Below are 23159 nucleotides of genomic sequence, written 5' to 3' on the forward strand. Positions count from 1 at the left end.
GGATCAGCCCGCGTTCTCGGCCTTTTCGGCCAGTTCCAGCCAGTCTTCCTCGGCCTTCGCCAAAGCCTCCTGCCGCGCCATCAGCGCCTCGGTCGCCTTGCGGAACTTGACCGGCTCGCGCGTGAACAGCTCCAGATCCTCGAGCAGCGCCTCGAGCCTGGCGATCTCGGCCTCGAGCCGTTCCATCTCGCCCGGCAGCGCGTCGAAGCGGTGCTTTTCGGTATAGCTGAGCCCGGCCGCCTTCTTCGTCCCGGCCCCCGCGTCGGCGGAAGCGGCGGGTTTCGAACGCCCGCCAGAGGGTTTCCCGGCAGGCTTGTCGGCGCCGCTCTCGGGACCGGCGGCCTCGGCCCGCTGCGCGCGATAATCGCTCCAGCCCCCGGCATAGACCACGGCACGGCCATCGCCTTCCATGGCGACCGTGGTGGTCGCGACCCGGTCGAGGAAATCGCGGTCATGGCTGACCAGAAGCACGGTGCCGTCGAAATCCGAGACCAGCTCCTGCAACAGGTCGAGCGTCTCGACATCGAGATCGTTGGTCGGCTCGTCAAGCACCAGGAGGTTCGAGGAACGCGCCATGATCCGGGCCAGCAGGAGCCGCGCCCGCTCGCCGCCCGAAAGCGACCGCACCGGCGCGCGGGCCTGGGCATCGTCGAACAGGAATTCCTTGAGATAGCCGACGACATGCTTGGGCTGGCCCCGCACCAGCACCTGGTCGGCCTTGCCCGAGACCCGCATCTCGGGATCGCCCGCGAGGCTTTCCCAAAGCGTCATCTCGGGATCCAGCGCGGCGCGATTCTGGTCGAAGACGGCCATCTCGAGGTTGGTGCCGAGCCGGACCTCGCCGGTATCGGGGGCAAGCTCGCCGATCAGCATCTTCAGAAGCGTGGTCTTGCCGACGCCGTTGGGACCGACCAGCGCCACCCGCTCGCCGCGCTGGATGCGCAGCGAGAAGGGTCGCAGGATGACCCGATCGCCGAAGCTTTTCGAGATGCCGCTGGCCTCGATCACCCGCTTGCCGGATTTCGGCCCCGCCTCCAGCGCCATCGCCGCGGTGCCCTGGCGGCGGATCATGGCCGAGCGGTCGTCGCGCATGGCATGGAGCGCCCGGAGCCGGCCCTGGTTGCGCTTGCGCCGGGCCGAGATGCCCTCGACCGCCCAGCGCGATTCGGCCTTGATCTTGCGGTCGAGCTTGTGACGCGCCTCGTCCTCGTCGGCCCAGACCTTGTCGCGCCAGTCCTCGAAACCGGCAAAGCCGCGATCCTGGCGGCGGACCCCGCCGCGATCGATCCAGAGCGTCGCCCGGGTCAGATTGCGCAGGAAGGCGCGGTCATGCGAGATCAGCACAAAGGCCGAGCGGGTCTCGGCCAGCTGGGTCTCGAGCCAGCCGATCGCCTCAATGTCGAGATGGTTGGTCGGCTCGTCCAGAAGCATGAGATCGGGCGCCGAAGCCAGCAGACGGGCAAGCGCCGCCCGCCGCCTTTCGCCGCCCGAAGCCGTGGCGGCCGGGGCGGAAAGATCGAGCTTGAGCCCCTCGGCCGCGATCTCGGCGCGGTAGCCCTCGCCGGGCGCCAGCGCAGAAGCGGCGAAATCGCCCAGCGTGGCGAAGGCCGACAGGTCGGGCTCCTGCTCCATGTAGCCGACCGACGTGCCGGGCGAGAGCACACGGCCCCCCGAATCGGCTTCGACCAGCCCCGCCATGACCTTCATCAGGGTCGATTTGCCCGATCCGTTGCGGCCGACCAGCGCGACGCGGTCATTCTCCTGGATGACGAGATCGAGGCCGGAAAAGACCGGATCACCGCCGAAGGTGAGAGAGATCGATGAAAGCTGAAGCAGGGGAGCGCGGGCCATGGGCGCTGGGTATGATGCCGGCTGACGCCGGTCAAGCGGCAGATCGGTGCCCCCTCGGCAAAGGGCGGTCGCCACGGAAATTCTTCGCCGAAGAATTTCGAGGCCTTCAACGGCCCCTTTGCGGAATTTCGTACGAAATTCCGGGCGTCCTATCCCGCCGCCGCACGCAGCAACCGCTTGCGGGACGGCGGAATGGCCCGGATCTCGAGCCCGGTGAAGACGTGAAGCGTGTTGAGATCGCGGTCGACCACCGCATGATCCGACACCCATCCCCCCATCGCCAGATAGCTGCGCAAGAGCGGCGGCATGCCCAGCATCGCCCGCCGGGCATCCGGCCTGCGCCGGCGCAGCATCTGCCCGAAGCGGAACACGTTCGGCGCCTTGACCCGCGGCAACCAGCGCTTCGGCGCCAGATGCCGGTCCTGCAGAAGCGCGAAGGCATCCATGTAGGTCTCGGCCTCGGTTCCCCGGAAGGACGAACAGCCAAACAGCATCTCGACCCCCTCCTCGTCGACGAATCGGGTCATCGCCCCCCAGGCCACGCGCAGGATATCGGGATCGCGCCAATCCGGATGGATGCAGAACCGCCCCATCTCGACCATCGGCCCGTCGAAGGCCGCCAGCGCGGAAAGCTCGTAATACTGGGCCGAATAGCTCTGCCCGATCTCGGCCCCGCCCTTCAGCGGCAGCAGCCGAAAACAGCAGACCAGGGTCCCGCCGCGGGTCTCTTCGACCAGGACATGGCGGCAGAGCCTATCGAAAGCATCCGCATCGGTCCCCTCGGGATGGGCCCCGGTGGCACGGAAGGCGCGGTACCGCAGGCGCTGTGCGGCGAGAATATCGGCCGGGGTCTCGGCCAGCCGCGCGGCATAGCGACCCTTGCGAAGTGACAGCATCGTGACGGCTCCAGGGGGCTGGCGGGGCGGGACTGCCCGCCTAGATATTGTCCGAAGGCCGATATCACACAAGATGTGACGAAACCCTGACAGAACCCGCGAGACCAAATGACCCAGAAAAAGTCCGAGACCGACCCCGACTGGCAAGACCGGCTACCGGAGCTCGCCTACCGGGTAACGCGCGAGCATGCGACCGAACGCCCGTTCTCGCATGACGACTTTCCGAAAACGCCCGGCACCTTCGCCTGTCTCTGCTGCGGCGCGCCGCTCTTCGATCAGGCCGACAAGTTCGACAGCGGCACCGGCTGGCCGAGCTTCACCCGTCCGGCCGCCCCCGACGCATTGGGCGAGCACACAGACCGGCGCCTCCTTATGACGCGCACAGAGGTGCATTGCGCCAGCTGTGAAGCGCATCTGGGCCATGTCTTTCCCGACGGCCCGGCACCGACCGGACTGCGCTATTGCATCAACGGCGTGGCGCTGAAGTTCAAGCCGGAGGACGCCGCCGAAGGCGATACCTAGCCCGCCCGGGACCGGATCGCGGGGCCCCGTTGAGGGGGCCCCGGCCGGCGATCAGCGGTCGCCCAGAATATCCTCGGCGCTGAACTGGCCGATATTGCCCAGAAGCTGCCGCAGGAACGAGATGCCCTTGACGTTGGCCTCGGTCACGCGACGGTTCAGCGCGATCACGCGGCCATCCTCGAGCCCGAACCGTTCGACATTCTCGACCGTTCCGGACCCGTCGAAGGAAATCGCCACGACCTGGCGTTCGGTCTCCTTCGGTTCGCGGAAGCCGACCGTTTCCCAGTCGCTTTGCACGTAATACCACGCCTCGTCGCGCATCACGCCGCCCATGGTGGGCGGGCCGACCAGTTCGGCCACGCTGTCGCGGGTATCGACACCCACCGAAATCGCGGACAGATCCTCCTCGGACGGAGCATAGCCGTGGCTGCGGTGGATCGGAGAACACGCCAGTAGACCGGCGGAGAGAACGGCAGCCAGCGCCAATCTGGCGTGCACTGCACGGGGCCTTGCCATCGCAACCTCTTGTCACAGGGGTTTTTCACTTCTATCCCGCTTAGCAGATCGAACGCCCCGGGTTCAAGAATGGAACGTGAACCATGGCCAACACGCCGGAACCACCCCGAAAACCAGAAGTGACCGCCCCTCGCAGCCTCCGGCTGGCCGGGCGTCGCGGCCGCGAGCCGGTCGACTTCGTCCTGACGCCCGACCCCGAAGAGCGCGCCGCGCTGGCCGGGCGGCTCGGGATAACGAGCCTGAAGAAACTGCGCTTTGCCGGCGCGCTCCGGCCCGAGGGACAGGCCGACTGGCGTCTCGAGGCAAGCCTCGGCGCCACGGTGGTGCAGCCCTGCGTCGTCACCCTGGCGCCGGTCTCCACCCGGATCGACACCGACGTGCTCCGGCTCTACCGCGCCGACATGCCCGCCCGGCCCGAAGCCGAAGAGATCGAGATGCCCGAAGATGAAAACGAGGAACCGCTGCCCGACAGGCTCGACCTCGCCCTGGTCATGGAAGAGGCACTGGCCTTGGCACTGCCGCTCTATCCCCGCTCCGAGGGTGCCGATCTCGGCGAGGCGGTCTTTGCCGCGCCGGGCGTGGCGCCGATGCAGGATGCCGAACTCAAGCCCTTCGCCGCGCTGGCCCGGCTGCGCCCCTCCCGCGACGACGCGGAGGGCGGCGACACGTCCGAGTGAGACCTCGGGAGGCCGGACGCTGCCGAAGACGCGGCCGAAGACGACACTTTGCCGAAGCCCGGGGGCGGATACGGCGTCTGGGCGTCGCGCCCCGGGAAAAGGCCCAGAAAGGGGCTTGCGCCCAACCAGAATCGCAGTATGTTCCCGGCCTCGCTTGCACGATGGATCCGACGCCGCGCCAAGGGCGCTGAGAGTGGCGCGTTCCCAACGAAAGAACACCGGGCCAAGGCCCCTCCAGACCGAGGTTGAGACATGGCTGTCCCTCAGAATAAAGTTACGCGGTCCCGCCGCAACCAACGCCGTTCGCATGATGCCCTGGTCGCGGGTAATCCCGACGAGTGCTCGAACTGCGGCGAGCTGAAGCGTCCGCACCATGTCTGTGCGGCCTGCGGCCATTACGACGACCGCGAGGTCGTGGCCCAAGCCGACGAGATCGACCTGGACGAAGACGACGCGGCATAATCAGCCCCTAAAGGCGCGCGTCAGTCCATGACCGAAGAGCATCCCCAGGAGCTGCGCGCCGCCCCGCGCACCGTCATTTCGGTGGACGCCATGGGTGGCGACCGCGGAGCTGCGGCCGTCGTCGCGGGCATTTCCCTGTCCGCCACCAAGAATCCGGACATCCGCTTCATACTGCATGGGCAGCGGGACGAGCTCGAGCGGCTCGTCGCCCGCCGCAAGCCCTTGCGCGGGCGGGTGGAGATCCGGCATGCGGATGGCGTCGTCACCATGGACGCCAAGCCCAGCCACGTGATGCGCCACGGCCAGGACACCTCGATGTGGTCGGCCATCGATTCGGTGCGCAATGGCGAAGCCACGGTGGCCGTCTCCTGCGGCAATACCGGGGCGCTGATGCTGCTGTCGATCATGCGGCTGCGCAAGCTGCCGGGCGTCAACCGGCCGGCCATCGCCTGCCTCTGGCCCTCGCGCAATCCCGGCGGGTTCAATGTCATGCTGGATGTCGGCGCCGATGTCCGCGCCGATGAACGCGACCTGCTGCAATATGCGCTGATGGGCACCTCCTATGCCCGCAACGGTCTGGGGCTCGAGCGGCCGCGGGTCGGGCTTCTGAATGTCGGCACCGAAGAGAACAAGGGCCGGGCCGAGCTGAAAGCCGCCCATGACCTGATCGATGCCGCTGCGGAAAGCGCCAATTACAGCTTTGTCGGCTTCGTCGAGGGCGGCGACATCCCGTCCGCCAAGGTCGACGTGATCGTGACCGACGGCTTCACCGGCAATGTCGCGCTGAAGACCGGCGAGGGCACGGCCAAGCTTCTGAGCGATTTCATGCGCGAGGCCTTCACCGCGACGCCGCTGTCGAAGATGGCGGCGCTCCTGGCCTATACCTCGCTCAGGCGGCTCAAGAAGCGGATGGACCCCAGGCGCGCCAATGGCGGCGTGTTCCTCGGGCTGAACGGAACTGTGGTGAAATCGCATGGCGCGTCGGATGCGACGGGCGTGTCGGCCGCGGTCAAGCTCGCCTTCGAGCTGGCGCAGTCGGGCTTCACCGAACGGCTGGCGGCACGGGTTGCTGCCAGCAATGCGACGGAGCCTGAATCGGTCAGGGAACTGGCCGGGGGGAGCAAGAGGTAAACATGAGTACGAGGGCGATCGTCCGGGGCGTCGGGCATTATCTTCCGGCGCACGTGGTGGAAAACGCGGAATTCGAGGCGACGCTCGACACATCGGATGAATGGATCCGGACCCGCTCGGGGATCGAGCGGCGGCATTTCGCGGCCGAGGGCGAGACCACCTCGCAGATGGCCGTGGAAGCGGCCAAGGCCGCGCTCGAGGATGCCGGGCTTGAGGCCGATGATCTGGACGCCATCGTTCTGGCCACCTCGACCGCCGATCTGACCTTCCCGTCCGCCGCCACCATGGTGCAGGCCGGGATCGGGATGACCCATGGCTTCGCCTATGACGTCCAGGCGGTCTGCGCCGGTTTCATCTTCGCCCTGGCCAATGCCAATTCCATGATTTCCTCGGGTCTCGCCCGCCGCGTTCTGGTGATCGGTGCCGAGACCTTCAGCCGGATCATGAACTGGACCGACCGCGGCACCTGCGTCCTGTTCGGCGACGGGGCGGGCGCGCTGATCCTCGAGGCATCCGAGGGCACGGGCACGACCGCCGATCGCGGCATCCTCTCGGTCGATCTCAATTCGGACGGGCGCCATCGCGACATCCTCTATGTCGATGGCGGGGTATCGACCGGCACCTCGGGGCATCTGGTGATGCAGGGCAAGGAAGTCTTCCGCCATGCCGTCGAGAAGCTCTCCGACACCGCCCATTCCGCGCTTGCCAAGGTCGGGCTCGATGGCACCGATGTCGACTGGCTGGTGCCGCATCAGGCCAATCTCAGGATCATCAAGGCCACCGCGCAGCGGCTGCATCTGCCGATGGAGAAGGTCATCGTCACGGTTCAGGACCATGGCAACACCTCGGCGGCCTCGATCCCGCTGGCGCTGTCGGTGGGCCGGCACGAGGGCCGGATCGTCCCGGGCAATCTGGTGGTGACCGAGGCGATCGGCGGCGGTCTGGCCTGGGGCTCGGTCGTGCTGCGCTGGTAGGCGCGGCTCTGCCGTCGCCACCGCCCTTGGCGGTAAGTTCCCTGTATTGACTCGGAAATTCAAATCTACCTAAGGTTTTGCAAGTCAAGGGTTTCGATAGGGGCTGTCACAAATGGGGGAGAGAATGGCAGGCAATACACTGACCCGAATGGACCTGACCGAAGCGGTTTTCCGCGAGGTCGGGCTGTCGCGCAACGAATCCGCGGATCTGGTCGAAAGCGTGCTTCAGCACATGTCGGATGCGCTGGTCCGCGGCGAGACGGTCAAGATCTCGTCCTTCGGGACCTTCTCGGTGCGGTCGAAGGCCGCCCGGATCGGGCGCAATCCGAAAACCGGCGAAGAGGTTCCGATCCATCCGCGGCGGGTGCTGAGCTTCCGTCCCTCGCATCTGATGAAGGACCGCGTCGCGGCCGGCAACAGGGGCTGAGCGGCATTGGCCACGGACAAGTCCCCCGAGGCCTTCCGTACCATCAGCGAGGTATCGACCTGGCTGGACACGCCCGCCCATGTCCTGCGGTTCTGGGAAAGCCGGTTCACCCAGGTCAAGCCGGTCAAGCGCGCCGGGGGGCGACGTTATTACCGCCCCTCGGACATGCTGCTTCTGGGCGGCATAAAAAGGCTTCTGCATGAAGACGGGCTGACGATCCGCGGGGTACAGAAGATCCTGCGCGAGGAGGGCGTCAGGCATGTCGCGGCCCTGTCGCAGCCTCTCGACGAAGCGGACGCGGCCGACCTTGCCGAAGCCACCGATCCCGACATCGAGGCGCCGATGGCGCTGGATGCCCAGGCCGAGGCGGCAGAGATCCTGCCGATGCGGCGGCGCCCCGCGCCCGAGCCGGACGAGGCGATCCTGCCCGGGCCCGACAGCGGCCCTCCCCGGCAGCAGGCCCCGTCCGCGCCAATACCAACACCAACACCAACGCCATCTTCGCCGAACGGCGCCGCCTCGACCGACGATGACGAGGTCCTCGCCCCGCTCCCGTCGGACGCCACCGCTTTGGATCCTGCCCCCGAGCAGATCGCCCCGGAACCTTCGGAAGCGCGACCGCCCGTCGCGCAGGCCCCGACCCCGGCCGGGTTGCGGCAAAGCCCCGCCCTCGACGAGGGCACGCCCGCGCCGGAAACGGCGCCCGATTCGATGCCGCCCGAAGCGGAGGACCTCCCGAGCGGCATGACCGAGCCGGCAGAGGCCGCGCCTACCGTCGCGCCGCCGGAACAGCCCGCGATACCGCAGCCGCTCGGCGCCGATCTTCCGGAAACCGACCCCGCAGATGACGACCCGGCCTTCGTCCCGACAGGGCTGCCCACCCGCAGCAGGCTCTTGAAACACGGGCTCCAGCGCCTCCTCGACGCCGATCCGGATGCTGCCGGCCGGGCCGCCGAGCGGCTCGCCCGGGTGGTTCTCAGCATCGAAACCGCCGCGCGTGACTGAAGGCCGATTTGCGTCTTGCCCCCGCCGTCAGACATGTTATGAAGCGCCCCACGTCGGGCTATAGCGCAGGTGGTAGCGCGTCCGTCTGGGGGACGGAAGGTCGCAGGTTCAAGTCCTGCTAGCCCGACCATTACCCTCACCCGCCCGCATCCCTCGTGGTTGCGGGCGGTTGTGTTTCAGGGGCCCCGCGCCGGGCCGAGGGAGGATCCATGACCGCACCCGGCGTGCTGCCCGCTCAAGACATCCGTCGCCTGATCGAGACCGGCGCCATCGGCCTTTCGGCCCCGCTTGCCGAGGGTCAGGTCCAGCCCGCCTCGCTCGATCTCCGGCTCGGGCCGGTCGCCTACCGGGTCCGCGCCTCGTTCCTCGCCGGCGAAAGCCGCAGCGTCGCCGAGCGCATCGCCGATTTCCGCATGCATGCGATCGACCTGTCGCAGGGCGCGGTGCTGGAAAAGGGCTGCGTCTATGTCGTGCCGCTGATGGAGCGGCTCGCCCTGCCCCCGGGCATCCAGGCCGTCGCCAATGCCAAAAGCTCGACCGGGCGGCTCGATCTTCTGACCCGCACCATCACCGATGGCGGGGTCGAGTTCGACCGCATCCGCGGGGGCTATGACGGGCCGCTTTATGCCGAGATCTGCCCGCGTTCCTTCTCGGTCCTGGTCCGGCCCGGCCAGCGGCTGAACCAGATCCGCTTTCGCGCCGGTCAGGCCGTGCTTTCCGATGACGCGCTTCGCGCGCTCGACGCTTCGGCCGGGCTGGTCTCGGGCGGCCCGGCGGTGATCTCCGAGGGCTTGGGCTTCTCGGTCGATCTGAAACCCTCGGGCGACGATCTCGTCGGCTACCGCGCCAAGCCGCATTCCGGCGTCGTCGATCTCGACGGCATCGCCGCCCATGACCCGGCCGAATTCTGGGAAGAGATCCGCTCGAGCGCGGGCCGGATCATCCTCGATCCGGGCGCCTTCTACATCCTCGTCAGCCGCGAGGCTGTTCATATCCCGCCCGATTACGCCGCCGAGATGGCGCCCTATCTGGCGATGGTGGGCGAATTCCGGGTCCATTACGCGGGCTTCTTCGATCCCGGTTTCGGCCATGACGACGCCGGAGGCGCGGGCTCACGCGGGGTGCTCGAGGTGCGCTGCCACGAAGCGCCCTTCGTGCTGGAACATGGCCAGATCGTCGGCCGTCTGGTCTATGAGCGCATGTCGGCCCGGCCCGACGCGCTTTACGGCCAGGGCATCGCCTCGAACTACCAGGGCCAGGGGCTGAAGCTGTCCAAGCATTTCCGGATGTAGGCCCGCTGTCGGAGACCCGACAAAACCCGACGCAAGCCCGCCATGACCCGCAACGCGCCCCCCTTCTTCTTGGCTTAAATACCCGACACGCGCCCTCGGACGCCCTAGAAACGCTGGCCTTTTTGCGCGCCCCGCCATGACAGCCACGCCTTGGCACGCTTCCTGCTTCTTTCCCATGAAGCAGGGAGACCCGGATGTCCGACGCGCTCAAGAAAACCGTGCAGGAAGCCTTCAACGAGCCCGGCTGCGCCACCAACCGCGCCAAGTCGGCCGAGGCGCGCAAGAAGGGCTGCGCCAAGCCGCTGACCCCGGGGGCCGCGGCCGGGGGCTGTGCCTTCGACGGCGCGATGATCACCCTGCAGCCCATCGTCGATGTCGCCCATCTGGTCCATGCGCCGCTCGCCTGCGGCGGCAATTCCTGGGACAATCGCGGCTCGGCCTCCTCGGGCTCGATGCTCTACAAGACCGGCTTCACCACCGACCTGACCGAGCTCGACATCGTCATGGGCAAGGGCGAGGCAAAGCTCTACGCCGCGATCCGCGAGATCGTCGAGACACATGCCCCGCCCGCCGTCTTCGTCTATGCCACCTGCGTGACGGCGATGATCGGCGACGATATCGCCGCGGTCTGCAAGGCCGCGACCGAGGCCTTCGGCACGCCCGCGATCCCGGTCGACGTGCCGGGCTATGCCGGGTCGAAGAACCTCGGCTGCAAGCTCGCGGGCGAGATGATGTATCGCCATGTGATCGGCACGGTCGAGCCCGAGCGCATGACCGATTGCGACATCAACATCATCGGCGATTACAACCTGAATGGCGAGCTCTGGCAGATCAAGCCGCTGCTCGACCGGCTCGGCATCCGCATCATCGGCTCGCTCTCGGCCGATGCGCGCTACCGGCAGGTGGCGGTGATGCACCGGGCACGGGTGACGATGCTGGTCTGCTCGCATGCGCTGATCGGGCTTGCCCGGAAGATGGAGGACAGCTGGGGCATCCCGTTCTTCGAGGGCTCCTTCTACGGCATCTCGGACACCTCCGAGGCGCTTCGGACCATGTGCCGGATGCTGGTCGAACGCGGCGCGGCCGAGGACCTCATGGACCGCTGCGAAGCGCTGATCGCCGAGGAAGAGGCCAAGGCGCGCGCAGCACTCGCCCCCTACCGGCCGCGCGTCGAGGGCAGACGGGTGCTGCTTTATACCGGCGGGCACAAAAGCTGGTCGGTGGTCTCGGCCCTGCAGGAGCTTGGCATCGAGGTCGTCGGCACCTCCGTGCGCAAGGCCACCGAGACCGACAAGGCGCGCGTCATCCGGATCATGGGCGACGAAACCCACATGTACGAGAACATGGCGCCGAAGGACATGTACGCGACGCTCAAGGCCGCCAAAGCCGACATCCTGATGTCGGGCGCGCGCAGCCAGTTCGTGGCGCTGAAGGCGCGCACCCCCTGGATCGACGTGAACCAGGAAAAGCACGAACCCTATGCGGGTTACATGGGCATGGTCGATCTGGTCCGCGCCATCGACCGCTCGGTCAACAATCCCGTCTGGGAGGATGTCCGGCGCCCTGCCCCCTGGGACGGCCCCGGGGATGCGCCACGCCCGGCGACCGGGCTTCGTCCCGCCGCCGCCCCCGAGGACCCGGCCCCGGGTCCCGTTAATGACCCCAAGGATTTCGAGGATTGCTGACATGGCCCGCCTCACCCGACCCCGCCGCGCATTGTCGACCAACCCGCTGAAATCGAGCGCGCCGCTCGGCGCCGCGATGGCCTATCTGGGCATCGAGGGGGCGGTGCCGCTGTTTCACGGCGCCCAGGGCTGCACCGCCTTCGCCATGGTCCACATGGTCCGCCACTTCAAGGAGGCGATCCCGCTCCAGACCACGGCGATGAACGAGGTCTCGACCATCCTCGGCGGCGCCGAGCAGATCGAGGAGGCCATCGCCAATATCCGCAAGCGCGCCCATCCCCGCTTCATCGGCATCGCCTCGACCGCCCTGACCGAGACCCGCGGCGAGGACGTGCCCGGCGAGCTGCGCGAGGTCCTGGCCCGGCGCCGGGATTTCGGCGATCTGAAGGTGGTCTACGCCTCGACCCCGGATTTCGAGGGCGCGATGGAGGATGGCTGGGCCGCCGCCGTCACCGCCATCGTCGAGGCGCTGGTGCCCGAGACCGACCCGCAGCAGCGCAATACCGACAGCCGACAGGTCAACGTGCTGCCCTCGGCCTGCGTGACCCCGGCCGAGATCGAGGAAATCGACCGCCTGATCCGCGCTTTCGGGCTGACGCCGATCTTCCTTCCCGACCTCTCGACCGCGCTTGACGGCCATCTGGCCGAGGACTGGTCCGGCCGCTCGCTCGGCGGCACCCGGCTGGACGACATCCCGGCCATGGCGCGCTCGGCCGCGACCTTCGCCATCGGCGAAAGCATGCAGGGCGCGGCGCGGCTGCTGGGGGCGCGCGGCGGCATGCCGGTGCAGGTCTTCCCCTCGCTGACCGGGCTTCGCGCCGTCGACGGCTTTGTCCGGGCGCTGATGGCGCTGGCCGGCACCGCCGATGCGCCGCCCGCGATCCGGCGCGACCGCGCCCGGCTGCAGGACGCGATGCTGGACGCGCATTTCCAGACCGGGGGGCTGCGCTATGCCATCGCCGCCGATCCCGACCTCGCCTATGCGCTGAGTTCGGCGCTGGCCGGCATGGGAGCCGAGGCGGTCGCCGTCGTCACCACCTCGGGCACCAATCCCATCGTCGAGCTGATCCCGGCCGAAGAGGCCGTGCTCGGCGATCTGGGCGATCTAGAGGCCGGGGCCCGCAAGGCGGGCGCGGGCCTTCTGATCGCCCATGCCCATGGCCGTCACGCGGCCCAGGCGCTGGGCCTGCCGCTCCTGCGCGCGGGCTTTCCCATCAACGACCGGCTCGGCGCCCAGGATATCTGCCGGGTCGGCTATCGCGGCACCCGCGCCTTCCTCTTCGAGGTGGCCAATGCGGTGCTCTCCCATCCGCATGACGCGGCCCGCCCCGAGGATTTCGGTGCCGCCCCCATCGAGCCGGAGTTCGAGCATGACCGCCCGCAGACTGCGCCTCATTGAGCCGGAGACAGACATGACCGACAGCGAGATCCCGCTGATAATCGCCATTGCGACCAATGACCTCGAACATCTCGACGCGCATTTCGGCTCGGCCGCGAAATTCGCCGTCTACGAGGTGACGACCGCCTCCTCGCGTCTGGTCGAGGTGCTGGAATTCGATGCCGTGACCGACCAGAAAGGCGGCCATGACAGTCTCGACGACCGGATCACGCCCAAGGTCGAGGCGCTGAGCGGCTGCGCGCTTCTGTTCGTGCTGGCGATCGGCGGGCCGTCGGCCGCCCGGGTGGTGCGCGCCGGCATCCATCCGATCAAGCGCAAGGCCCCCGAACCCATCGCCGAGGTCCTGGCCCGAACCCAGACCATGCTGAAAGGCGCGCCCCCGCCCTTCCTGCGCAAGGTCCTGGGCCGTCCGCGGACCGATTTCGCCACCGATCCTGCCGGGGAGTACAGCGAATGAGCACCGAAGCCGAGACCCTGCCCCGCGGCGGCGCGCTGCCGGTCAGCGATTACCTGAGCCAGCTGATCGCGGTGATCCGCGCCGAGGACACCCATGGCAGCTGGGAGGGCAAGCCCGATGCCGAGATCCTGGCCGATTTCATCGTGACCAGGGAGGAACGCCGCGAGATCCCGATCATCTGCGACCCCGACCCGGACCTGCTCTGGCGGGTCGAGCGGTTCTACGATGCCGTGGCGCTTCTGCTCGAACGCCGGACCGGCGCCCAGGCGGCGCAGATGTCGAAAATCACCCATGAGGGCTTCGGCCGGATCGTCCTGATCTCGGGGCGGCTGGTGGTGCTGTCCAGACATGTGCGCGACATCCACCGTTTCGGCTTCGAGACCTTCGCGAAACTGGCAGACACCGGCGAGGCGATGACCCGGGACGCGGCCGAGATGATCGCCCGCTTCCCCGAGACCGCCCGGGCCTGACCGACCCCGCCCGTCCCGCCCGGGCTCCTCCGGAAGCCGACCCGGTCGCGGCGCATCACGGGCGCCCCGACGGATCCGCATGACCGGATCGGGCCCCTTGCCGCAACCGGCCCCGCCATGACGTCAAAGACAGCAAAGACACAGGCCAAGCATTGAAAGCGGCCCCGAAAGCCGCAAAGGAGATCCGAGCCATGACGATCACAGCCACGACCCGCGGCGGGACCGAATACATCCCCGAATTCCTGATGGCCATCGATCAGGGCAAGTGCATCGGCTGCGGCCGCTGCTTCAAGGTCTGCGCCCGCAACGTGCTGACCCTGAAGGGCGTCACCGACGAGGACGAAATCGTCGATCTCGACGACGAGGAATTCGAGGACGAGATCGAACGCAGGATCATGGTCATCGCCGATGGCGACGACTGCATCGGCTGCGGCGCCTGCGCCCGGGTCTGCCCCTCGAGCTGCCAGACCCACGCTCCCGCCTGACCATATCGCCTTCACTCCGACCGCCGCGGCGAGCCGCCCCTAACGGGGGCCGGCTCGACACCTGTTCGGCGCCGGGGGCCCTGCCCCCGGACCCCCGGGGTATTTCAACCAAGAAGAAGAAGGGATTCGCAGCTCTTCTTCTTGGCACAAATACCCTCCGCGAAGCGGCCGCGGCCCGGCCTAAGGCCGGACGGGGGCGGGAGCCCTCCCGTTTCCGACAATCGGCCGCGATCAGCATGTCGCAAATCCGCCAAAGAGCGCACCGACAAAACCCACACCGGACGGGGTCGGACCATAAATCTTGTTGAAACCGGTGCGAACGGTTCCTGGCACGCTCCTTGCTTCACTTCCGTCAGGGACCGAGACCGACAGGAGACAGCCATGATCCAGATCACCGAAGCCGCCAGAGACGCCATGGCCAGCGCGATCCAGGGCGCGGGTCGGCCCATCGCGGGGCTGCGCCTGATGGTGCAATCGGGCGGCTGCGCCGGGTTGCAATATGCCATGGCGCTCGAGCTGACCCGCGAAGCGACCGATGCCGTGGTCGAGACCGAGGGCGGGGTCACGGTGCTGATCGATCCCGAGAGCCAGGGCTATCTGCTCGGCACCACCATCGACTTCGTCACCGGGCTCGAGGGCTCGGGCTTCGTCTTCGACAACCCCAATGCCAAGGGCGGCTGCGGTTGCGGCAAGTCCTTCTGCTGACAGCCCGGGAGAGAGAGATGCTGGACTATTCCGAAATCCTCACCGACCATTTCCTGAACCCGCGGAACCGCGGCACGCTCGACAGCGCCAACGCGCTCGGCGAAGCAGGATCGGTGCGCAGCGGCAACGCCTTTCGCCTGACCCTGAAGATCGAGGCCGGGCAGATCGCCGCCGCGATGTTCCAGTCGACCGGCGGCGGGCCCGAAATCGCCGCGGGCTCGGCCCTGACCGAGCTCGTGACCGGAAAGACCCTCGCCGAGGCCCGCGCTATCGACGCCGACGCCATTGAGGCCGCGCTGGGCGGGTTGCCCGCCGAGGACCGCTCCGCCGCCGAGGTCGCGGCCGAGGGCCTGGCCGCCGCGCTGAAGGATTACGCCCAGCCTCCGGCCTTCCGCGCCGCCCAAGGGCTCCGCGTCGCCCAGCCGCTGGGTGTCGCCCCGATCCGGCCCGCCCTGCCCTCGAAGACCGGTGCCCCGCGCCTTTCGGCCGAGGAAGAGCGCGCCCGGGTCGAGGCGGTACTGGAAGAGATGCGACCCCGCTTCCGCGCCGATGGCGGCGATGTCGCCTTCCACGACATTCTGGGCCCCAGAGTGCGGGTGCATCTCAAGGGCAGCTGTTCGGGCTGTCAGCTGGCTGGGCTCACCCTTGGCGGGCTGCAGAAGCGACTGGCCGAGGAACTTGGCCGGCCGGTCTTCGTCGTTCCCGCCCCCAGCCGCTGAGGACCGCTGCCATGACTGCCCCCTATGTCCCCGACGACTTCACCCCCGCCCCGCCTCCGGCCCGGATCTGCGACACCACGCTTCGGGACGGCGAACAGGCGGCGGGCGTGGCCTTCTCGGCCGCCGAGAAGATCGAGATCGCGACGGCGCTCGATCTTGCGGGCGTCGCCGAGATCGAGCTTGGCGTGCCCGCCATGGGCATGGCCGAGGTCGCCGCGATCCGGGAGGCGGGCGCGCGGCTCACCCGCGCCCGGGGCGTCGCCTGGTGCCGGCTTCGCGACAGCGACCTGGAGCTGGCGGCGATGACCGCACTTTCGCGCCTGCATCTGACGGTGCCCGCCTCGGACCGCCAGCTGGCGGGCAAGCTGGGGCGCGACCGCGACTGGGCGCTGGCCGAGGTCGCGCGGCTGGTCCGGCTGGCGGCGCAAGCGGGGTTCGAGGTCTCGGTCGGTGCCGAGGATGCCTCGCGCGCCGATATCGGCTTTCTCGCCCAGTTGGCGCAGGTCGCGGCCGAGGCCGGCGCGATCCGGCTGCGGCTGGCCGATACGCTGGGGCTGATGGACCCGTTCGCGGCGCATACGCTGGTGTCGATCCTGGCGACGGGGCCGCTGCCGCTGGAATTTCACGCCCATGACGATCTGGGGCTGGCCACCGCCAATACGCTCGCGGCCCATCGCGGCGGCGCGGGTTTCCTGTCGGTCACCGTCAACGGTCTTGGCGAACGCGCCGGGAATGCCGCGCTGGAACAGGTCGCGGCGGCGCTGGCCGTGCAGGGACGGCCGACCGACGTCGCGCTCGACCGGCTGTGCGGGCTGTCGCAGATCGTCGCCCGCGCCTCGAACCGGCCGCTGTCGCCGACCCGGCCCATCGTCGGCGCCAATGTCTTCAGCCATGAAAGCGGCATCCATGTCGACGGGCTCTTGAAGGACCCCGGCACCTACGAGGCCCAGGCGCTGAGCCCGGCCCGCTTCGGCCGCGCCCGCGAGATCGTGCTGGGCAAGCATTCGGGGCTGGCCGCGGTGACCCGGGCGCTTTCGGCTGCCGGGCTGCCCTCGGACGAGGCCTCGGCCCGCGCGCTGCTGCCGGTTCTGCGCGACTGGGCCGACCGCGAGAAGCGCGCCGCCACCGCTGCCGACCTGATCCTCCTCACCGCCCGGGCCGAGGCGCTTGCCCGCCACCCCGGACCGACCGAACCCCAAGAACGGAGCCTGACATGACACGCCCAGCACCCCGGCCGAGCATGCTCGACCAGCTCTACGCCCTGTCCTCGGCCGAAGATCTCTTCGCCTTTCTCGACCTGCCCTTCGATCAGGCGGTCCTGAACCGCGCACGTCTGCATGTGATGAAGCGGATGGGCCAGTATCTGGACGAGACCGATCTGGACCAGCTCGACGACGACGGCGTGCGCGCCGCCGCCCGCGATGCGCTGCAGAAGGCCCATGCCGATTTCGAGAATTCCACCCCGCGCGCCCAGAAGGCGCTGAAGATCTACACGCAACCGCGCGGCAATGTCGTGCCGATGGAGGGGCTCCGGCTGTCTGTCAAATGAGCGAGAAACTCACCGAACCCGACTTCCCCGCCGCCGAGGCCATCGACGCGCCCGAAGCGCCCGTCGAGACCAAGAAGGGGCTCAATATCGTCGTCTGCATCAAGCAGGTGCCGGACTCGGCCCAGATCCGGGTCCATCCGGTCACCAACACCATCATGCGCCAGGGCGTGCCGACGATCATCAACCCCTATGACCTGTTCGCGCTCGAAGAGGCGATGCGGCTCAGGGACGATTACGGCGGGTCGGTCACCGTGCTGACCATGGGTCCGCCCATGGCCGAGGACGCGCTGCGCCGCGCGCTGGGGCTTGGCGCCGACAAGGCGGTGCTGATCACCGACCGCCGCTTTGCCGGGTCGGACACGCTGGCGACCTCCTTCGCGCTGAGCGCGGCGCTGGCCAAGCTGGCCGAGGACGGCCCCATCGACATCGTCTTCACCGGCAAGCAGACCATCGACGGCGATACCGCCCAGGTCGGCCCCGGCATCGCCCGGCGGATGGGGCTGAACCAGCTGACCTATGTCTCGGCCATCGACTCGCTGGAAAGCGACAGCGCCACGATCACCGTCCGGCGCCGCTCCGAGGGCGGGGTGCAGGTGCTGCAATCTAGGCTGCCCTGCCTGATCACCATGCTCGAGGATACCAACCTGCTGCGCCGGGGCAGCCTGCAGGACATGCTGCGCGCCGCCCGCGCGCCGCTGACGATCTGGTCGGCCGAGGATGCGGGCATCGAGGACCCGATGAAATGCGGGCTTCGCGGCTCGCCCACGGTGGTCAGGCGCGTCTTCGCGCCCCAGCCCCGCGCCGAGAAGGCCGAGATGGTCGCGGTCGAGGGCAAGGCGCCGGCGCAAATCGGCGATGCGATCCTCGACGTCCTGTTCGCGAAAAGCCCGAAACTCGAGGCGGACCTCTCCGCCAAGACCCCTGCATAAGGAGACAGCGTGATGGCACAAGCGCCGCAACCCCCCGCCGGCAGCCGCGCCGCGATGCAGATGCAGCTGGCCGAGAAATACAAGGATTACAAGCATGTCTGGGTCTTCATCGAGATCGAGCGCGGCAAGGTCCACCCGGTTTCGTGGGAGCTGATGGGCGAGGGCCGCAAGCTCGCGGACGATCTGGGCGTCGATCTCTGCGCCCTGGTGCTGGGCGGGCGCGACGAGGACACCAAGCAGGCGATCCGGCAGACCTATCACTACGGCGCCGATGTCTGCTACATCTGCGAGGATCCGCTGCTGGCGGATTACCGCAACGAGCCCTTCACCCAGGCGATGACCGATCTGGTCAACAAGTACCAGCCCGAGATCCTGCTTCTGGGCGCGACGCCTCTGGGGCGCGACCTGGCGGGCTCGGTCGCGACCACGCTTCAGACCGGTCTGACGGCGGATGCGACCGAGCTGAAGATCGCCGATGACAAGTCGCTGGCCGCGACCCGGCCCACCTTCGGCGGCACGCTTCTGTGCACCATCCACACGCTGAACCACCGCCCGCAGATGGCGACGGTGCGACCGCGGGTGATGGCGATGCCCGAACCCGATACCTCGCGCTCGGGGCGGATGGTCTGGCATTCGCTCAGGATGCAGGAGGACGACATCGTCACCAAGGTGCTCGAATTCGTCTCGGACGCCCAGGTCGAGAAGGCCAACCTCGCCTATGCCGATATCGTCGTCGCGGGCGGGCTGGGGCTGCAACAGCCGCAGAACCTGGCGCTGGTGCAGCGGCTGGCCGAGGTGCTGGGCGCCGAATGGGGCGTCTCGCGGCCGCTGGTGCAGAAGGGCTGGGCCCCGGCCGAACGCCAGATCGGCCAGACCGGCAACACCATCCGGCCCAAGCTTTACATCGCCGCCGGGATCTCGGGCGCGATCCAGCACCGGGTCGGGGTCGAGGGGGCGGATCTGATCATCGCGATCAATACCGACCCCGAGGCCAAGATCTTCGAATTCGCCCATCTGGGCGTGGTGGCCGACGCGCTGACCGTGCTGCCGGCGCTCACCGATGCCTTCGCCCGCCGGTTGTCGGCGCGTGCGATGGCCAGCTGAGAGGACTGACCGATGCCTGCTGAACATTTCGATGCAATCGTCGTCGGGGCCGGGCCCTCCGGCAACGCGGCCGCCTACACCATGGGCAAGGCCGGAATGAACGTGCTGCAGATCGACCGGGGCGAATATCCCGGCTCGAAGAACGTGCAGGGCGCGATCCTCTATGCCGATGCCCTGGAACGCATCATCCCGGATTTCCGCGAGACCGCGCCCCTCGAACGCCATGTGGTCGAACAGCGGTTCTGGATGCTGTCGGAAAACTCCCATACCGGCACCCATCACCGCTCGGACACCTTCAACGAGGAAAAACCCAACCGCTACACCATCCTGCGCGCACAGTTCGACAAGTGGTTCTCGAAACAGGTGCGCGAGGCCGGGGTCACGCTGATCACCGAGACCACGGTGACCGAGCTGGTGAAGAACGAGGCCGGCAAGGTCATCGGCGTGCTGACCGACCGCGAGGGCGGCCCGGTCTATGCCGATGTGGTGGTGCTGGGCGAAGGCGTGAACGGGCTTGTCGGCCAGCGCTCGGGCTTCCGCCCCGAGCTCAAGCCCCAGCATGTGGCGCTGGCGGTCAAGGAAACCCATTTCCTGCCCGAAGAGACCATCCGCGAACGCTTCAATCTCGCCGACGAGGAGGAGGGCGTGGTGATCGAGGTGCTGGGCTCGGTGTCGTCTGGCATGGTCGGGACCGGGTTCCTTTACACCAACAAGGAATCGATCTCGATCGGCGTCGGCTGTCTGGTCGCCGATTTCGCCCGCGAGAAGATCCCGCCCTACGAGCTGCTCGACCGGTTCAAGAACCACCCTTCGGTCAAGCCGCTCCTGAAGGGCGCCGAGATGAAGGAATATGTCGCCCACCTGATCCCCGAGGGCGGCTATGACGCGATCCCGCGGCTGACCGGCGATGGCTGGCTGATCGTGGGCGATGCCGGTCAGTTCCTGAACGCGGTGCACCGCGAGGGCTCGAACCTCGCCATGACCTCGGGCCGGCTGGCGGGCGAAAGCCTGGCCGCGCTCAAGGCGCAGGGCCTGCCCGCCAGCGAGGAGAATCTCAAGCTTTACCGCGACGCGCTCGAAGAGAGCTTCGTGATCAAGGATCTCAGGAAATACCGCAAGATCCCGCGGCTGCTGGAGAAGAACCGGCAGCTCTTCACCACCTACCCCGCGATCCTCAACCGGTCGATGAACGCCTTCCTGCGGGTCGACGGGCGCGACAAGCGGGCCAAGGAAGCCGAGATCCTGAAGGGTCTCAAGACATCGCGCGGCAACTGGCTGAATGTTGCCGTCGACATGCTCAAAGTGGCGAGGGCCTGGAGATGAACGACAAGACCAACGGCACCAAATCCCCACGCATGGAAGAACGGCTTTACCAGAACCGCTATCAGGTGGATGAAGGCCGCCCCCATGTGAAGATCAACCACCAGCCCGGCGGCGACAGCGAAGAGCTGAAGGCGCTGACCAAGATCTGCCCGGCCGGCTGCTACTCGATCAACGAGGAGGGCCAGGTCGAGGTGGCGGCCGATGGCTGCATGGAATGCGGCACCTGCCGGATCGTGTGCCAGGCCACGGGCGAGCTGGAATGGTCTTATCCCCGAGGCGGTTACGGGGTTCTCTTCAAGTTCGGCTGAGCCCCCGGACCGGCGCGCCCCGACCTTGTCGGCCCGGGCGGCCGGGCGTGACGGAATGCTGCGCTATGAGTGTGGAACACGGTCGTTTCCGTGTTAGGGTTGTACCATGGAGATGATGGTTTCCCAGCGCCAGACCCAGGGTCTGGCCATGACCGCGAAGATGCAGGCGGCGCTCAGGATCCTGCAGATGACGGCGGTCGACCTCTCGGCCTATCTGGCCGAGGAGGCGCTGGAGAATCCCTGTCTCGAAGTATCCGTGCCGCAGGCGCTGCGCGCCGTGCCGAGCGGCGTTGCCGGCAGCGGCGCAGGCTCCGATTTCGACGCGGTCGCGGCGCTGGCCTCGGACAGGCCCAGCCTTTACGACCATGTCCTGCGCCAGATCGCGCTGGCCTTTCCCGATCCGCGCCAGGCCCGCGTGGCCGAGACCTTCGCCGAGGCGCTGGAGCCGACCGGCTGGCTCGGCAGCCCGCCCGAGGCCGTCGCCGCCGCGGCCGGGGTGCCGATCAGCGTGGCCGAGGCGGTGCTGGCACGGCTGCAGCAGTTCGAACCGGCCGGGCTTTTCGCCCGCGGACTTGCCGACTGTCTCCGGCTTCAGGCCGAGGACAGGGACATGCTGACCTGGGAGCTGTCGGTCATTCTCGACAATCTCGGAATGGTCGCCGAGGGCCGGATCGACGCGCTGGCCGAGCTTTGCGACGGCACGCCCCAGGACGTGCGCAATGCGCTGCGCGCGATCCGCGGGCTCGATCCCAAGCCCGGCCTCGCCTTCGCCGCGACCGAGCCCCCGATCCTGCCGCCCGATCTGAGGGTGATCCGCAAGGACGGCACCTGGGCGGTCGAGCTGAACCGCTCGGCCCTGCCCGCGATCAAGGTCACCGAAGCCCCCGAGACCGGGCGCGACACCGCCGCGCGGACCTATGCCACCCGGGCCCGCTCGCGCGCGCAATGGCTGGCCCGCGCGGTCGAGCGGCGGCATTCCACCCTGCTGGCGGCCGCGGTCTGCCTGGTGCGGCGGCAGGGCGACTATCTCGACCGCGGCCCGCGCCATCTGCACCCGCTCGGCACCGAGGACGTGGCCGAGGAACTGGGCCTGCATGCCTCGACCGTCAGCCGCGCGGTGCAGCACCGGATGATCGAGACGCCGCGCGGCACGGTGCCGCTGCGGACCTTCTTCAGCCGTGCCTTCACCCCCGGATCGGGCGAGGACGGGCCGTCGCAGGATGCGCTGATCGCCTTGGTGGGCGATATCGTGGCCAAGGAGAACCCGGCCCGGCCGCTCTCGGATGCGGCGATCGCGGCCGAGGCCAAGGCGGCGGGATTTGCCCTCGCCCGCCGCACCGTCGCCAAGTATCGCGACGTGCTGGGCATCCCCTCCTCCTACGACCGTCGCCAGAACGCCCGCATCAGCGCCTGAGCCCCCTGCTCAGCCGCTTGCGAAGGTCTCGACCAGCGCCGTCATACCGCGCTGCAATGTCACCATGTCGACCCCGACCGCGGTGAAGCCGGTGCCGAGCGCGATGCAATGCCGCGCGAAATCGGGATCGAGCGCGAGGATGCCGGAAGGCACCCCCACCGCCTTCAGCCGCCCGATGGCGCCCTCGATGGCCGCGATCACGGCCGGGTGCTCGGGCTGGCCCGGATAGCCCATGCTGGCCGACAGATCGGCAGGGCCGATGAAGATGCCGTCGACCCCCTCGACGGTCGCGATCTCTTCCAGCCGCTCGAGCGCGGCCACGGTCTCGATCTGCAGGATCAGGCATAGTTCCTCCTCGGCACGGCGGAGGTAATCGGCCACCAGCCCGTAGCGGCTGGCCCGCGTCATCCCCGCCATCCCGCGCAGCCCGCGCGGCGGATAGCGCATCGCCTGCACCGCCGCCTCGGCCTCGTCGCGCGACTGCACGTAAGGCAGCATCAAGGTCTGCGCCCCCTGATCGAGATGGCGCTTGATCAGCACCCAGTCATTGATCGCCGGGCGCACCACCGCCGAGGCCGCCGGATAGCCCGCCACCGCCTGCAGCGCCGGCAGCGCGTCGGTCACCTCCATCGCGCCATGTTCGCCGTCGATCACGATCCAGTCGAAACCGCAGGCAGCCAGGCATTCCGCGACGGTCGCATCCGGGATCGCGTTCCAGACCCCCAGCTGATGCCGCCCGTCCCTCAGCCCCGCCTTGAACCTGTTGACCGGATTTTCCATGCGTTTCCTCCCCTTGCGCATTGCCCGGCGCAGGCTGCGACGCGGCCCGTTCCCGGTCAAGCCCGGAACGCGTCAGGCG

26 protein-coding genes and 1 tRNA gene are annotated in these 23159 nt (G+C 68.3%); 23 read left to right on the top strand and 4 right to left on the bottom strand.

Features of this window, described 5'->3' with window-relative positions; all coding sequences use genetic code 11:
* Positions 1–3: 3 nt before the first annotated feature.
* Both A6W98_RS15015 and A6W98_RS15020 read right to left on the bottom strand, forming a co-directional pair.
* A complete protein-coding gene (locus tag A6W98_RS15015) occupies positions 4–1851 on the bottom strand; it encodes an ABC-F family ATP-binding cassette domain-containing protein (RefSeq protein WP_042462725.1) in 1848 nt (615 codons plus the stop codon).
* 149 nt (positions 1852–2000) lie between these two features.
* Positions 2001–2747, bottom strand: a complete 747-nt coding sequence (locus tag A6W98_RS15020; RefSeq protein ID WP_042462727.1) for a GNAT family N-acetyltransferase — start codon at positions 2745–2747, stop codon at positions 2001–2003.
* 108 nt (positions 2748–2855) lie between these two features.
* Between A6W98_RS15020 and msrB the strand changes: the two genes are divergently transcribed.
* Positions 2856–3269 carry a peptide-methionine (R)-S-oxide reductase MsrB gene (gene msrB, locus A6W98_RS15025; RefSeq protein WP_042462729.1) on the top strand — a complete coding sequence of 138 codons (414 nt, stop codon included), beginning with the start codon at positions 2856–2858 and terminating at the stop codon, positions 3267–3269.
* A 51-nt stretch (positions 3270–3320) separates the two neighbouring features.
* Here msrB and A6W98_RS15030 read toward each other — a convergent pair whose 3' ends face one another.
* On the bottom strand, positions 3321–3767 hold the full coding sequence (locus A6W98_RS15030) for an outer membrane protein assembly factor BamE (RefSeq protein WP_305954927.1): 447 nt from the start codon (positions 3765–3767) through the stop codon (positions 3321–3323).
* A 101-nt stretch (positions 3768–3868) separates the two neighbouring features.
* On the opposite strand from A6W98_RS15030, the gene A6W98_RS15035 reads away from it, so the two are divergent.
* The 22 genes from A6W98_RS15035 (at position 3869) to rpoN (ending at position 22300) form a co-directional block, all read left to right on the top strand.
* Positions 3869–4462: a YceD family protein gene (locus tag A6W98_RS15035; RefSeq protein ID WP_052678086.1), complete on the top strand. Its 594-nt coding sequence runs from the start codon at positions 3869–3871 to the stop codon at positions 4460–4462.
* A gap of 252 nt (positions 4463–4714) precedes the next feature.
* Positions 4715–4924 (top strand): 50S ribosomal protein L32, encoded by a 210-nt coding sequence (rpmF, locus tag A6W98_RS15040; RefSeq protein ID WP_042462734.1) that lies wholly within the window; start codon positions 4715–4717, stop codon positions 4922–4924.
* Positions 4925–4951: 27 nt separating this feature from the next.
* On the top strand, positions 4952–6055 hold the full coding sequence (gene plsX, locus A6W98_RS15045) for a phosphate acyltransferase PlsX (RefSeq protein WP_042462736.1): 1104 nt from the start codon (positions 4952–4954) through the stop codon (positions 6053–6055).
* Between the two features lie 2 nt (positions 6056–6057).
* A complete protein-coding gene (locus tag A6W98_RS15050) occupies positions 6058–7029 on the top strand; it encodes a beta-ketoacyl-ACP synthase III (RefSeq protein WP_042462738.1) in 972 nt (323 codons plus the stop codon).
* Positions 7030–7153: 124 nt separating this feature from the next.
* The gene (gene ihfA, locus A6W98_RS15055; protein WP_369822816.1) at positions 7154–7456 is read left to right on the top strand and encodes an integration host factor subunit alpha; all 303 of its coding nucleotides are present in this window, start codon (positions 7154–7156) and stop codon (positions 7454–7456) included.
* A 6-nt stretch (positions 7457–7462) separates the two neighbouring features.
* Complete coding sequence (locus tag A6W98_RS20455; RefSeq protein WP_081251962.1) at positions 7463–8461, top strand: MerR family transcriptional regulator; 999 nt, start codon at positions 7463–7465, stop codon at positions 8459–8461.
* Positions 8462–8515: 54 nt separating this feature from the next.
* Positions 8516–8591, top strand: a tRNA-Pro gene (locus A6W98_RS15065).
* Between the two features lie 79 nt (positions 8592–8670).
* Positions 8671–9753, top strand: coding sequence for a 2'-deoxycytidine 5'-triphosphate deaminase (locus tag A6W98_RS15070; protein ID WP_042462744.1), 1083 nt, complete (start codon positions 8671–8673; stop codon positions 9751–9753).
* A gap of 194 nt (positions 9754–9947) precedes the next feature.
* Positions 9948–11438, top strand: a complete 1491-nt coding sequence (gene nifE / locus A6W98_RS15075) for a nitrogenase iron-molybdenum cofactor biosynthesis protein NifE (protein ID WP_042462746.1) — start codon at positions 9948–9950, stop codon at positions 11436–11438.
* A 1-nt stretch (position 11439) separates the two neighbouring features.
* Positions 11440–12837: a nitrogenase iron-molybdenum cofactor biosynthesis protein NifN gene (gene nifN / locus A6W98_RS15080; RefSeq protein ID WP_042462749.1), complete on the top strand. Its 1398-nt coding sequence runs from the start codon at positions 11440–11442 to the stop codon at positions 12835–12837.
* Positions 12838–12850: 13 nt separating this feature from the next.
* Positions 12851–13294, top strand: a complete 444-nt coding sequence (gene nifX, locus A6W98_RS15085; protein WP_081251963.1) for a nitrogen fixation protein NifX — start codon at positions 12851–12853, stop codon at positions 13292–13294.
* Entirely contained in the window at positions 13291–13764 is a 474-nt protein-coding gene (locus A6W98_RS15090; RefSeq protein ID WP_042462754.1) for a NifX-associated nitrogen fixation protein, read from the top strand. Before nifX ends, A6W98_RS15090 begins: the two co-directional genes overlap by 4 nt.
* A gap of 191 nt (positions 13765–13955) precedes the next feature.
* Entirely contained in the window at positions 13956–14249 is a 294-nt protein-coding gene (fdxB, locus tag A6W98_RS15095; RefSeq protein WP_081251964.1) for a ferredoxin III, nif-specific, read from the top strand.
* Positions 14250–14630: 381 nt separating this feature from the next.
* Positions 14631–14954, top strand: a complete 324-nt coding sequence (locus A6W98_RS15100; RefSeq protein WP_042462757.1) for a HesB/IscA family protein — start codon at positions 14631–14633, stop codon at positions 14952–14954.
* 17 nt (positions 14955–14971) lie between these two features.
* Positions 14972–15673, top strand: a complete 702-nt coding sequence (locus A6W98_RS15105) for an iron-sulfur cluster assembly scaffold protein (RefSeq protein WP_042462761.1) — start codon at positions 14972–14974, stop codon at positions 15671–15673.
* 11 nt (positions 15674–15684) lie between these two features.
* Positions 15685–16890: a homocitrate synthase gene (nifV, locus tag A6W98_RS15110; protein WP_042462764.1), complete on the top strand. Its 1206-nt coding sequence runs from the start codon at positions 15685–15687 to the stop codon at positions 16888–16890.
* Positions 16887–17222 (top strand): nitrogenase-stabilizing/protective protein NifW, encoded by a 336-nt coding sequence (nifW, locus tag A6W98_RS15115; RefSeq protein WP_042462767.1) that lies wholly within the window; start codon positions 16887–16889, stop codon positions 17220–17222. Before nifV ends, nifW begins: the two co-directional genes overlap by 4 nt.
* Entirely contained in the window at positions 17219–18151 is a 933-nt protein-coding gene (locus A6W98_RS15120) for an electron transfer flavoprotein subunit beta/FixA family protein (RefSeq protein ID WP_081251965.1), read from the top strand. Before nifW ends, A6W98_RS15120 begins: the two co-directional genes overlap by 4 nt.
* A gap of 12 nt (positions 18152–18163) precedes the next feature.
* Entirely contained in the window at positions 18164–19255 is a 1092-nt protein-coding gene (locus tag A6W98_RS15125; RefSeq protein ID WP_042462771.1) for an electron transfer flavoprotein subunit alpha/FixB family protein, read from the top strand.
* A 12-nt stretch (positions 19256–19267) separates the two neighbouring features.
* Positions 19268–20578, top strand: coding sequence for an FAD-dependent oxidoreductase (locus A6W98_RS15130; protein WP_042462773.1), 1311 nt, complete (start codon positions 19268–19270; stop codon positions 20576–20578).
* Positions 20575–20886 carry a ferredoxin family protein gene (locus A6W98_RS15135; RefSeq protein WP_042462776.1) on the top strand — a complete coding sequence of 104 codons (312 nt, stop codon included), beginning with the start codon at positions 20575–20577 and terminating at the stop codon, positions 20884–20886. The genes A6W98_RS15130 and A6W98_RS15135 overlap by 4 nt, the downstream gene beginning before the upstream one ends.
* A 112-nt stretch (positions 20887–20998) precedes the next feature.
* Complete coding sequence (gene rpoN, locus A6W98_RS15140) at positions 20999–22300, top strand: RNA polymerase factor sigma-54 (protein WP_247904410.1); 1302 nt, start codon at positions 20999–21001, stop codon at positions 22298–22300.
* Positions 22301–22309: 9 nt separating this feature from the next.
* Here rpoN and A6W98_RS15145 read toward each other — a convergent pair whose 3' ends face one another.
* Positions 22310–23080 (bottom strand): HpcH/HpaI aldolase family protein, encoded by a 771-nt coding sequence (locus A6W98_RS15145; protein ID WP_042462783.1) that lies wholly within the window; start codon positions 23078–23080, stop codon positions 22310–22312.
* Positions 23081–23159: the final 79 nt, after the last annotated feature.

Source organism: Rhodovulum sulfidophilum DSM 1374, assembly GCF_001633165.1.
GTDB classification, from domain to species: Bacteria; Pseudomonadota; Alphaproteobacteria; order Rhodobacterales; family Rhodobacteraceae; genus Rhodovulum; species Rhodovulum sulfidophilum.